The following is an 11,219-nucleotide window of genomic DNA, read 5'->3' as shown; positions in this document are numbered from 1 at the left end:
GTCGCCACCGCCGTCCGGCGGTGGCGCGACCGGGGCCGTCGCACGCTCGCCCGAGGAGGCACGCTCGCTGATGGCATCGATACAGCAGGGATGGCGGCGCGGACGCGCGTCCGACATGGGGGATGAGGGGACCCGATGATGCACAACACCGTGACCGGTGAGTTGAACTGGCTGCTCAACGACTTCGCCCAGCGGGTCACGACGGTGCGGCAGGCGGTGATCCTGTCGCGCGACGGGCTGGCCGTGGCCGCCTCCAACGAGCTCGCCCGCGAGGACGCCGAGCACCTGTCGGCGCTGGCGTCCGGCGTGCAGAGCCTCGCGCGCGGCGCCGGGCGGCACTTCGCGGGCGGCAACGTCCGCCAGACCATCATCGAGATGGACGCGCTGCTGCTGTTCGTGACGGCGGCGGGCGACGGCACCTGCCTGGCGGTGCTCGCCGAGGCGGAGGCCGACGCCGGACTCGTCGCCTACGAGATGGCGGTGCTGGTCAAGCGGGTCGGCCAGCACCTGCAGGCGAGCCCGAGGTTCGGAGCGGAGGCGGGCGGTCAGGGGTTCGGAGGCGCCGGGGGGTCCGCGCCGCGGGGCTTCTGACCGATGACCCCGCCGGGAGAGCGCTGGCTGGACCGGGAGGCCGGTCCGCTCGTGCGCCCCTACGCGATGACGCGGGGACGGACCCGTCCCGAGGGCGCGGGCTTCGAGCTGATCGCGATGGTCGCGGCCACCGGCGTCCCCCCGGGCGACCGGCTGCGCTACAGCCCCGACCACGCGCGGGTGCTGCGCGGCTGCGCGCGGCCGGTGACGGTGGTCGACCTCGCGGCCGACCTCGGCCTGCCCCTCGGGGTCGTGCGGGTGCTGCTCGGCGACCTGCGGGACAAGGGGCTCATCGCGGTGGTGGACGAGGCGCGCCCGGCCGAGGGCCGGCGGCCCTCGTCCGGGGTGCTGAGGGAGGTGCTCAATGGACTCCGCGCGCTCTGACCGGGCGGCGGCCGGGCCGGGCTTCGGGGCCCGGCCGCCGGTCACCACCAAGATCCTGATCGCGGGCGGGTTCGGCGCGGGCAAGACCACCATGGTCGGCTCGGTCAGCGAGATCCGGCCGCTGCACACCGAGGAGCTCCTGAGCGACCGCGGGACCGGGGTCGACGACGTGGCGGGCGTCGCCGCGAAGGAGACCACGACCGTCGCCATGGACTTCGGCCGGATCACGCTCTCCGACCAGCTGCTGCTCTACCTGTTCGGCACGCCCGGCCAGGAGCGGTTCTGGTTCATGTGGGACGAGCTGGCGGCGGGCGCGATCGGCGCGGTCGTGCTCGCCGACACGCGCCGGCTGACCGGCAGCTTCCCCGCGATCGACTACTTCGAGCGCCGCGGCGTCCCGTTCGTGGTGGCCGTGAACTGCTTCGACGGCGAGCGGACGCACCGGCCCCGCGACATCGCCATCGCGCTCGACCTGGACCCCGGCGTCCCGGTGGTGCTGTGCGACGCGCGCCTCCGCGAGTCGTCCAAGGAGGTGCTCGTCGCGCTGATGGAGCACGTGCTGAGCTGGCCGGACGACGAGGACGAGGCGCCCGGCGGCCGGAAGGCCGATCATCGTGAACCCGCGACGTAGTAGGCTCCCGCACACCCCCGTACTCCACGCATCGGGAGGTTTCCCCCGCATGTCCCGCCCCCCAATGCCGACCGCGACACACGTGAGCAGGGTCCGCCAGCCGTGATGGGCCCCCGTTTCTCCTCCATCCGGGCGAGGATCAGCCTGCTGGTCCTCGTGCCGTTGCTGGCGCTCGCCTCGCTGTGGGTGTTCCTCACGGCCTTCACCTACGGCGACGCGAACCAGTTGCTGCGGAGCCGCGAGTTCCAGGAGAAGACCGTGCTGCCCACGCAGCACCTCATCGACGCGCTGCAGAAGGAGCGGCGGCTGACGATGGCCGAGCTCGGCGGCGCCCGCCTCGACGCCGGCGTGATGCGGACGCAGCGGCAGACCACCGACGACGTGGCCGAGAAGGTCCGCGAGGGCGCGCGCGACAAGGGCCTCCGGGGCTCGATCCTGCCCCAGGTCGCCGACCGGCTGGACGCCTTCGTGGAGCGGATCGACACGCTGCACGGCGTCCGACAGGGCATCGACCAGCGCGTCTCCGACCGCGAGCGCGTCCTGAGCGAGTACAGCGGCATCATCGACGCGGGCTTCGCCATCTACAACGCGACCACGCCGGGGGACGGGTCCATCACCGCGCACGCCCGCACGCTCGCCTCGTTGGGCCGCGCCCGCGAGTTCATGTCGCGCGAGGACGCCCTGCTGTCCGGCGCGCTGGCCGCCGGGCACATCACGACCGCCGAGCGGGGGCAGTTCGCGCAGCTCGTCGGCGCCCAGCGGATGCTGTACGCCGACAACGCGCCCAACCTGCACCACGACTTCGAACGCTACGAGCGGCTCGCGGCGTCCCCGCCGTTCGTCCAGCTGCGGTCGCTGGAGGACCAGGTCATCCGCGGCGCCGAGCCGCCCCGCGCCGCCGTGCGCACGATCCCCGAGGCGAACACCCGGCCCGCCGCGGGGGTCCGCACCGGGCAGCCCGCCGCCCGCGCCCCGCACACGCCGGTCATCGAGCCCGCCATCTGGCGGTCGCTCGCCGACACCGTCAACGGTCGGCTGTTCGAGCTGGAGAACAGGGCCCTCGACGACGTCGTCGACCACGGCGAGAACATCGCGATCAGCGCCTTCACTCGCCTCGGCCTCGCCGGCGGCGTCGGCCTGCTCGCCATCGTGCTGTCGGCGCTGCTCGCGGTCCGGGTGTCGCGGCGGCTGCTGGAGGAGTGCCGCACGCTCGCCTCCGGCGTCGTGGACTTCACCCGCATGCGGCTGCCGCTGCTGGCCGAGCAGGTCCGCGCCGGCGCCTCCGTCGAGCCCGAGGCCGCGCCCGACATCGACTACCGCATCACCGAGATCCGGCAGATCGCCGAGTCCTTCGACCGCGCCCGCGAGGCCGTGCTCGTCGCCGCCGAGGGCGAGGTCGCGGCCCGGCGCGGCATCAGCGAGGTGTTCGTCAACCTCGCGCGCCGCAACCAGGCGCTGCTGCACCGGCAGCTCAGCCTGCTCGACACGATGGAGCGCCGCACCGAGGACCCCTCGGAGCTGTCGGACCTGTTCCGCCTCGACCACCTCGCGACGCGCATGCGCCGGCACGCCGAGGGCCTGGTCATCCTGGCGGGCAAGACCGCCGGGCGCGGCTGGCGCCGTCCCGTCCCGCTGGTGGACGTGGTGCGCGGCGCCGTCGCCGAGGTCGAGGACTACCCGCGCGTGCGGGTGCAGCCGCTGCCGCGCGTCTCGCTGCTCGGCTCCGCCGTCGCCGACGTCATCCACCTGCTCGCCGAGGTGGTGGAGAACGCCACCACGTTCTCGCCGCCGCAGTCGCCGGTGCGGGTCAGCGGCCACGCGGTCGCCAGCGGGTTCGCGATCGAGGTCGAGGACCGCGGCCTCGGGATGACGGAGGAGGCGCTGCGCAGGGCCAACGAGCGGCTCGCCCACCCGCCCGAGTTCGACCCGTCCGACAGCGCCCAGCTCGGGCTGTTCGTCGTCGCCCGGCTGGCGCAGCGGCAGGACATCACCGTCACCCTCCGCCCGTCCCCGTACGGGGGGACGACGGCGATCGCGCTGATCCCGAGCTCGCTCATCGTGGAGAGCGCCGAGCCGGAACCGGCCGTGCGCCGCGCCACCGGGCCCATGCAGAAGCTGCCGAGCGCCGCCGCGGCGCTCCCGGCGGCCACGCCCGGAGGCGAGTCCGGCGGGTACGTCCGGCTCGTCGCCGAGGCCGAGCCCTACCGGCCCGAGCCGGCGCGTCCGGCCGAGGAGCCGCCGCCCGCGGCACCCGTGGCGCCCGTGCCGGTCGCGACGCCTCCCGCCGAGGCGGAGGCGCCGCCCGCGCCCGCCCGGCCCGAAGAGCGGCCGGAGCCCGTCCCGCCCCCGCGGGAGGGAGAGCTGCCCAGGCGCAGGCGGCAGCAGCACCTGGCGCCCCAGCTCAAGGAACGGGTGGACGCGCACCTGGCCGCGCAGGGGCAGGCCCCGCCGACCGCTCCGGAACCGGCCGCGCCCCCGGCGCCGCCCGCCCCGGAGCCGGCCGGGACGCCGCTCGCGGCGCCCGTCCCCATGGACGCCCCCGCGGACGGGGCCGGCCGCGACCCGGCCGGGACCGTTCCCGCGGGCGAGGACCCGGACGACGGCGCCGCCCGCTCGCCCGAGTCGATGCGAACGATGCTGTCCAGCATGCAGCGCGGCTGGCAGCGCGGCAGGCAGGACGCGGCCGACGCGGAGGCCGCGGGACACGTAGGCGACCAGGAGGACGACGCCCCATGACACAGCCCCAGCACTCCGGCGCGGAGGTCCCGGGCGGAGCCGGAGGCGAGCTCAACTGGCTCCTGGACAGCCTCGTCCAGCGGGTCGCCCCGGTGCAGAACGCCGTCGTGCTGTCCAGCGACGGGCTGCGGATCGCCGCGTCCAGCGGGCTGGCGCCTGAGGAGTCCGACCACCTGTCGGCCGTGGCCGCCAGCTTCCAGAGCCTCGCCCGCGGGGCCGGGGAGTCCTTCGGCGGCGGGCCCGTCCGGCAGACGATCGTGGAGATGGAGTCGTCGTTCCTCTTCGTCACCGCCGCCGGCCGGGGCGCCTGCCTGGCCGTCCTCGCCGACGCCGAGGCCGACCTCGGGATCATCGCCTACGAGATGGCGATGCTCGTCACCCGGGTCGGCCAGCACCTGTCGGCCAACCCGCGCGTCGTCGCGGCCGAGTCCGGCGGAGCGTGAGGTGGGCGGCACGGCGTGGTACGACGACGCGGCGGGCCCCGTCGTGCGCCCGTACGCGCTCACCCGAGGCCGGACGCACTACGACGGCGTCGAGTTCGACCTGGTCGCGCTGATCGTCGCGGCCGACCCGCCCGAACCCGCGGAGGACGCCCACGCACTTCCGGCGACCCCATGGGCGCCGGAGCCCGAACATGACATGATCCTGGAGCTTTGCCGCACCCCGTTGTCGGTCGCCGAGATAGCGTCGGATCTGGAACTTCCCCTCGGGGTCGTCCGTGTCCTGCTCGGCGATCTGCTCGACCACTCGCTGATACAGGTCCGGCGCCCCGCGCCGGTGGCGCAGTTCCCCAGCGAGCGCGTACTCAAGGAAGTGATCGATGGAATCCGTGCGCTCTGACGCGGCCGCCCAGCAGGGCGACTCGGCGCTGACGGTAAAGATCCTCGTCGCCGGCGGTTTCGGCGTCGGCAAGACCACCCTGGTCAGCGCGGTCAGTGAGATCCGCCCGCTGCGCACCGAGGAGGCGCTGACCGAGAAGAGCATCGGGATCGACGACACCACGGCCGTCGCGTCCAAGACCACCACCACCGTGGCGATGGACTTCGGGCGCATCACCCTGCCCAACGGCCTGGTGCTGTTCGTGTTCGGCACCCCCGGCCAGGACCGGTTCTGGTTCATGTGGGACGAACTGGCCAAGGGCGCGCTCGGGGCGGTCGTCCTCGTCGACACCCGCCGCCTCGCCGACTGCTTCGCCTCGGTCGACTACTTCGAACGCCGCGGCGTCCCGTTCATCATCGGCGTCAACCGCTTCGACGGCGCCGGCCAGCACTCGGCCGACCAGGTCCGCGACGCCCTCGACCTGGCCCCGGAGATCCCCGTGATCTCCTGCGACGTCCGCGACCGCGAGGACGCCAAGCGCGTCCTCATCAGCCTCGTCGAACACATCATGCGAACCATGAGCACAGGACGACAGATGGCGTATTGATTGCTTTTTTCTCCTCCTTCGGGCCTGGCGGCCCTCCATCGTCGAGAAAAGCGGGCGATCGCCGGCATCGCTTCGACTCGCCTGGCGGCTCGCTGCGCGATCAGGTTCTCGCAAGCTCGGACCTGCCTTCGGACGCGATCGCGGCGGTGAGGTCGTCGCGTGGTTGCGGTGGGGGCTGAGGTAGGCGGTTAGGCGGGTTACGGCCCCGCTCGGCGTGGTTGTGCGCTGGGCGGGGTCGTTCCGTGTCGGCGGCTTTGTCTTCTGAGTGTGGAAAGTTTGGAGATTCTGAGGGAAAGGTCTTCTCAGGGCGGCGAAAGCGGGTTACGGTCTCGGGCATGAGACCGGCGTCACACCGCGCCGGGCCCGATCCCGAGAGGACGGCGTGATGCGCATGTCGGCTCGCCCGCAGAACGTGCACCAGGCACGCCTGCTGCGGCTGCTGCGTGACGAGGGGCCGCGCTCGCGCGCCGAGCTGGGCGACGTCGTCCGGCTGTCGCGGTCCAAGCTGGCGGTGGAGCTGGACCGGCTCGTCGAGCTCGGCCTCGTGGAGGGCGCCGGGCTGGCGGCCTCGCGGGGCGGGCGGCGGTCGGGGATCGTCCGGCTGTCGCCGCGGCTGCGGTTCGTCGCCTTCGACATCGGGGCGACCTCGATCGACGTGGCGGTGACCGACGGCGCGCTGGAGGTCCTCGGGCACGTCAGCGAGCGGTGCGACGTCCGGCAGGGCGCGACCGTGGTGCTGGAGCGGGCGCTGGACCTGCTCGGCAAGCTGCGCGACGAGGGCCTGATCCCGCAGGTGCACGGGACGGGCATCGGGGTGCCGGGGCCGGTCAGCTTCCGCGACGGCATGCCGGTCGTCCCGCCGATCATGCCCGGCTGGGACCGGTTCCCGGTGCGGGACGCGATCGGCCAGGAGCTCGGCTGCCCGGTCCTCGTCGACAACGACGTGAACCTGATGGCCCTCGGCGAGCTGCACGCCGGGCTCGCCCGGTCGGTGGACGACTTCCTGCTCGTGAAGATCGGCACCGGGATCGGCTGCGGCATCGTGGTGGACGGCGCCATCTACCGGGGCGTGTCCGGCAGCGCGGGGGACATCGGCCACATCCGGGTCGACGACGACGGCCCGACCTGCGCCTGCGGCAACGCCGGATGCCTGGAGGCGTTCTTCGGCGGCGCGGCGCTCGCGCGGGACGCCGAGGCGGCGGCGCGGTCCGGCCGCTCGCCCGCCCTCGCGGCCCTGCTGGAGACCCACGGGCAGCTGACGGGCGAGCACGTCGGCGAGGCGGCCGCCGCCGGCGACCCGTGCGCGGTGCAGATCATCCGGGAGGGCGGCCGGCACGTCGGCCAGGTCCTCGCCGGGCTCGTCAGCTTCTTCAACCCCGGCCTCGTCATCATCGCGGGCGGCGTCGCGGGCCTCGGCCACGCGCTGCTCGCCGAGATCCGCAGCGTCGTGTACCGGCGGTCCGCGCCGCTCGCGACCGGCAACCTTCCGATCGTGCTGTCCGAGCTCGCCGGCGCCGCCGGCGTGGTCGGCGGCGCCCGGCTCATCAGCGACCACGTCTTCTCCGCGTCCTGACCCCCTCTCCGGCCCCCGAGGAGGCCCGATGGGCTCGCCCGAACCCGAACCGCTGCTGCGGATGCGCGGCATCGTCAAGCAGTTCCCCGGCGTCCGCGCCCTGGACGGCGTCGACCTCGACGTCCGCCCCGGCGAGGTGCACTGCCTGCTGGGCCAGAACGGCGCCGGCAAGTCCACGCTCATCAAGGTGCTCGCCGGCGCGCACCAGCCCGACCAGGGCGAGATCGTGTTCGGCGGGGCGCCGGTCCGGCTCGCCGGGCCCACCGCCGCGATGCGGGCCGGGATCGCCACGATCTACCAGGAACTCGACCTGGTGGACGGCCTGTCGGTCGCCGAGAACATCTTCCTCGGGCACGAGAGGGCCCGCTTCGGGTTCACCCGCCGCGGCGAGGCCGAGCGGGCGGCGCGGGAGCTGCTCGGGCGCCTCGGGCACGGGGAGATCCCGCCGCGCCGCGAGGTCGGGCGGCTGCCGGCGGCGGGCAAGCAGGTCGTCAGCATGGCCCGCGCCCTGTCGCACGACGCCCGCCTCATCGTGATGGACGAGCCGTCCGCCGCGCTCGCCCACGACGAGGTCGCCAACCTCTTCCGCATCATCCGGGAGCTGACCGCGGCCGGTGTCGCGGTGGTGTACATCTCGCACCGGCTGGAGGAGATCCGCGAGATCGGCGACCGGGTGACCGTCCTCAAGGACGGCCGGTCGGTCGCGGGCGGGCTGCCCGCGCGGGGCACCTCCACCGACGAGATCGTCTCGCTCATGACCGGGCGCGACGTGGAGTACGTGTTCCCCCCGCGGCCCGAGCCCGAGGACGGCCGCCCCGAGGTGCTGCGGGTCGAGGGCCTCACGCTGCCCGGCGCGTTCGAGGACGTGTCGCTCACCGTCCGCGCGGGCGAGATCGTCGGGCTCGCGGGGCTGGTCGGGTCCGGGCGCTCGGAGATCCTGGAGACCGTCTACGGGGCCCGGCGCCCCGCCCAGGGACGGGTGCTCGTGGACGGCCGCCCGGTCCGTCCCGGCGACACGGGCGCGGCGGTGCGGCGCGGCATGGGCATGGCGCCCGAGGAGCGCAAGAGCCAGGCGCTGCTGCTGAACGAGACCGTCGCCGCCAACGTCAGCGTCGCCTCGCTGCCGCGCTACGCCTCGTTCGGCTGGCTCAGCCGCCGCCGCGAGCTCGCCGACGTGCGGCGCCAGATCGAGTCGCTCGACATCCGGCCGCCCGACCCGCGGCGCCCGGTCGTGACGCTGTCGGGCGGCAACCAGCAGAAGGTCGTGCTGGCCCGGTGGCTGCTCGGCACGGCCGGGCTGCGGCTGCTGATCCTCGACGAGCCCACCCGCGGCGTGGACGTCGGCGCCCGCGCCGAGCTGTACGCGGTGATCCGCGAGCTGGCCGGACGGGGGATCGGGGTGCTGCTGGTGTCCAGCGAGGTTCCCGAGGTGCTCGGGCTCGCCGACCGCGTCCTCGTCGTCCGGGAGGGGCGCGTCGTGCACACCGGCGACGCCCGCGACCTCGACGAGGGCGCCGTGCTCAACATGATCATGGAGGGGAGTGCCCTGTGACCGGCACCTTTCACTCCGGAGGGTCGGCCCCCCGGACCGAGAAGAACACCGGCGAGCACGGCGGGGCGCCCGCCCGGCCGGCCGGCGGGGGCGGGGGGCCGCGGCTGCCGTTCGCGCGGAGCGGCGCCGGGAGCCGCGAGATCCACCATCTCGGGCTCGTCGCCGCGCTGGTCCTGCTGTCGGTCGTCGGCCTCGTGACCGAGCCCGGCAACTTCGCGACCTCGGGCAACGTCGTCGGCATCCTCGCGCTCGCCGCCACCATCGGCGTGATCACCGTCGGCCAGACGTTCGTCATCATCGGCGGCGGGATCGACCTGTCCGTCGGGTCGGTGATGGCGCTGGCGTCGGTGTGGGCGACGACGGTGGCGACGCAGTCCTACGGCCCCGCGGTGATGGCGCTGTGCGCGGTCCTCGTCGGCACCGGCGCGGGAGTCGTCACCGGGCTGCTGATCTCCTACGGGCGGCTGGTCCCGTTCATCGCCACCCTCGCGATGCTCGTCGCGGCGCGGGGGCTGGCGCAGCGGATGTCGGACCGCAGGACCCAGCTCGTCCGGCCGGAGAACGACGCGATCGAGGCGCTGTCCACCACGAAGGTGCTCGGGCTGCCGCTCGTCGTGTACATCTTCGCCGCGGTCGCGGCCGCCGGATGGCTGCTGCTCAACCGCACCACGTTCGGCCGCCGGACGTTCGCGGTCGGCGGCAACCCCGAGGCGGCGCGGCTGGCCGGCATCGACGTCCGCCGGCACACCCTGCTGCTGTACGCGCTGTCCGGGTTCTGCTGCGGCGTCGCCGCGCTCATCATCATGGCCCGCACCACCACCGGCTCCAGCACCCACGGCGACCTGTACGAGCTGGACGCGATCGCCGCCGTCATCATCGGCGGGACGCTGCTCACCGGCGGGCGCGGCACCGTCGCCGGGTCGATCCTCGGCGTGCTGGTGTTCACCCTCATCACCAACCTGTTCATCCTGAACGGCCTGCAGACCAGCGACCAGCTGATCGCCAAGGGCGCGATCATCGTGATCGCCGTGCTGCTGCAGCGCCGCGGGCTCCGCTCGCCCACCTGAGGACACCGCCCGACACCCACCCCACGTCCGGCGCCGCGCGTCCCGGGGAACGCGCGGCGGGGGACGCCCCATCCCTTGATCAGGAGCACGTCATGCGTGATCAGAGCCCCCGTCCCACCCGCAGAGGCGTCCTGTTCGGCGGCGCCGTCGTCGCGGCGGGCAGCCTCGCCGCGGCCTGCACGAGCAACAACGAGAAGGACGACCCGAGCCCGGCGGCGCAGGCCGGGTCGCTCGCCGGCGACAACGACAAGCCGGGCAAGCAGGTCACCATCGGGTTCTCCGCGCCCGCCGCGGACCACGGCTGGATCGCGGCGATCGCCAAGAACGCCGAGGCGCAGGCCAAGAAGTACAAGGACGTGACGTTCAAGCCGGTCGAGCCGACCAACGACATCAACCAGCAGATCTCCGCCGTCGAGTCGCTGATCCGCGCGAAGGTCGACGTGCTGGTGATCCTGCCCAACGACGGGGAGCAGCTGAACCAGGTCGCCCGCAAGGCGATGGACGCCGGCATCCCGGTCGTCAACCTCGACCGCGTCTTCCCCGACAAGCTGTCGTACCGGACGTGGGTCGGCGGCGACAACTACGGCATGGGCGTCTCCGCCGGCCACTACATCGGCAAGAAGCTGAAGGGCAAGGGCGCCTCGAACCCGGTGATCCTGGAGATCCAGGGGATCGCGACGCTGCCGCTGACGCAGGAACGCAGCAAGGGCTTCGCGGACGCGCTGAAGTCCTACGGCTACACCGTCACCGCCAAGCAGGACGCCAAGTTCACCGTGGAGTCCGGCAACCAGGTCGCCTCCAACCTGCTGCAGGCGCACAAGAAGATCGACGCGTTGTGGAACCACGACGACGACCAGGGCGTCGGCGTGCTCGCCGCGATCAAGCAGTCCGGCCGCAAGGAGTTCTTCATGGTGGGCGGCGCGGGCTCGGCCAACGCCATGCGCGATATCAAGTCCGGCGGCGGCGTGCTGGAGGCCACCGTCACCTACCCGCCGACCATGGCCGCGTCCGCGATCAAGCTGGGCCGGCTCATCGCGCAGGGCAAGGGCATGGCCGACCTGGTCGAGCTCCAGGTGCCCCAGTCGATCACCCTGGCCTCCGAGACGGTCGCCAAGGACAACGTCGACACCTACATGCCGCTCGGCTTCGAGTCCTGAGCGGCGGGGGCGCCGGCAGGTTCCCGAACGCCGGAACGATGTGGTGATCGATCAGGTACCGGTACTTGGCCTCGGTCGTGGCCTCCAGATCCTGCCCCAACC

11 protein-coding genes are annotated in these 11,219 nt (G+C 73.6%); all 11 read left to right on the top strand.

Annotation, left to right across the window (positions count from 1 at the left end):
- Positions 1 to 138 precede the first annotated feature (138 nt).
- The 11 genes from AB0C69_RS28110 to AB0C69_RS28060 all read left to right on the top strand — a co-directional run bounded on the left by AB0C69_RS28110 (position 139) and on the right by AB0C69_RS28060 (position 11,117).
- Positions 139 to 591, top strand: coding sequence for a roadblock/LC7 domain-containing protein (locus tag AB0C69_RS28110; protein WP_089314511.1), 453 nt, complete (start codon positions 139 to 141; stop codon positions 589 to 591).
- A 3-nt stretch (positions 592 to 594) separates the two neighbouring features.
- The gene (locus AB0C69_RS28105) at positions 595 to 975 is read left to right on the top strand and encodes a DUF742 domain-containing protein (RefSeq protein ID WP_345186301.1); all 381 of its coding nucleotides are present in this window, start codon (positions 595 to 597) and stop codon (positions 973 to 975) included.
- Complete coding sequence (locus AB0C69_RS28100; RefSeq protein WP_345186303.1) at positions 956 to 1,606, top strand: ATP/GTP-binding protein; 651 nt, start codon at positions 956 to 958, stop codon at positions 1,604 to 1,606. The genes AB0C69_RS28105 and AB0C69_RS28100 overlap by 20 nt, the downstream gene beginning before the upstream one ends.
- Positions 1,607 to 1,711: 105 nt before the next feature.
- Positions 1,712 to 4,342, top strand: a complete 2,631-nt coding sequence (locus AB0C69_RS28095; protein ID WP_360358195.1) for a nitrate- and nitrite sensing domain-containing protein — start codon at positions 1,712 to 1,714, stop codon at positions 4,340 to 4,342.
- Positions 4,339 to 4,785 (top strand): roadblock/LC7 domain-containing protein, encoded by a 447-nt coding sequence (locus tag AB0C69_RS28090; protein ID WP_345186305.1) that lies wholly within the window; start codon positions 4,339 to 4,341, stop codon positions 4,783 to 4,785. The genes AB0C69_RS28095 and AB0C69_RS28090 overlap by 4 nt, the downstream gene beginning before the upstream one ends.
- Before the next feature lies 1 nt (position 4,786).
- Positions 4,787 to 5,182 (top strand): DUF742 domain-containing protein, encoded by a 396-nt coding sequence (locus tag AB0C69_RS28085; RefSeq protein WP_179833175.1) that lies wholly within the window; start codon positions 4,787 to 4,789, stop codon positions 5,180 to 5,182.
- Positions 5,163 to 5,768, top strand: a complete 606-nt coding sequence (locus AB0C69_RS28080; protein ID WP_345186309.1) for an ATP/GTP-binding protein — start codon at positions 5,163 to 5,165, stop codon at positions 5,766 to 5,768. Before AB0C69_RS28085 ends, AB0C69_RS28080 begins: the two co-directional genes overlap by 20 nt.
- A gap of 385 nt (positions 5,769 to 6,153) precedes the next feature.
- A complete protein-coding gene (locus tag AB0C69_RS28075; RefSeq protein ID WP_345186312.1) occupies positions 6,154 to 7,341 on the top strand; it encodes an ROK family transcriptional regulator in 1,188 nt (395 codons plus the stop codon).
- A 28-nt stretch (positions 7,342 to 7,369) separates the two neighbouring features.
- Positions 7,370 to 8,893 (top strand): sugar ABC transporter ATP-binding protein, encoded by a 1,524-nt coding sequence (locus tag AB0C69_RS28070; protein WP_360358194.1) that lies wholly within the window; start codon positions 7,370 to 7,372, stop codon positions 8,891 to 8,893.
- The gene (locus AB0C69_RS28065; protein WP_360358193.1) at positions 8,890 to 9,960 is read left to right on the top strand and encodes an ABC transporter permease; all 1,071 of its coding nucleotides are present in this window, start codon (positions 8,890 to 8,892) and stop codon (positions 9,958 to 9,960) included. The genes AB0C69_RS28070 and AB0C69_RS28065 overlap by 4 nt, the downstream gene beginning before the upstream one ends.
- 92 nt (positions 9,961 to 10,052) lie before the next feature.
- Complete coding sequence (locus AB0C69_RS28060; RefSeq protein ID WP_360358192.1) at positions 10,053 to 11,117, top strand: ABC transporter substrate-binding protein; 1,065 nt, start codon at positions 10,053 to 10,055, stop codon at positions 11,115 to 11,117.
- The last annotated feature ends 102 nt before the right edge of the window (positions 11,118 to 11,219 follow it).

It is taken from the genome of Actinomadura sp. NPDC048032 (assembly GCF_040653175.1).
Taxonomy (GTDB): Bacteria; Actinomycetota; Actinomycetes; order Streptosporangiales; family Streptosporangiaceae; genus Spirillospora; species Spirillospora verrucosospora.
This window is presented reverse-complemented; position numbering and strand designations above follow the sequence as displayed.

What these genes read in the sequence shown, in the direction of transcription:
- AB0C69_RS28110 (WP_089314511.1), top strand. Translation starts at nt 139, where the DNA reads ATGCACAACACCGTGACCGGTGAGTTGAACTGGCTGCTCAACGACTTC.
- AB0C69_RS28105 (WP_345186301.1), top strand. Translation starts at nt 595, where the DNA reads ATGACCCCGCCGGGAGAGCGCTGGCTGGACCGGGAGGCCGGTCCGCTC.
- AB0C69_RS28100 (WP_345186303.1), top strand. Translation starts at nt 956, where the DNA reads ATGGACTCCGCGCGCTCTGACCGGGCGGCGGCCGGGCCGGGCTTCGGG.
- AB0C69_RS28095 (WP_360358195.1), top strand. Translation starts at nt 1,712, where the DNA reads ATGGGCCCCCGTTTCTCCTCCATCCGGGCGAGGATCAGCCTGCTGGTC.
- AB0C69_RS28090 (WP_345186305.1), top strand. Translation starts at nt 4,339, where the DNA reads ATGACACAGCCCCAGCACTCCGGCGCGGAGGTCCCGGGCGGAGCCGGA.
- AB0C69_RS28080 (WP_345186309.1), top strand. Translation starts at nt 5,163, where the DNA reads ATGGAATCCGTGCGCTCTGACGCGGCCGCCCAGCAGGGCGACTCGGCG.
- AB0C69_RS28075 (WP_345186312.1), top strand. Translation starts at nt 6,154, where the DNA reads ATGCGCATGTCGGCTCGCCCGCAGAACGTGCACCAGGCACGCCTGCTG.
- AB0C69_RS28070 (WP_360358194.1), top strand. Translation starts at nt 7,370, where the DNA reads ATGGGCTCGCCCGAACCCGAACCGCTGCTGCGGATGCGCGGCATCGTC.
- AB0C69_RS28060 (WP_360358192.1), top strand. Translation starts at nt 10,053, where the DNA reads ATGCGTGATCAGAGCCCCCGTCCCACCCGCAGAGGCGTCCTGTTCGGC.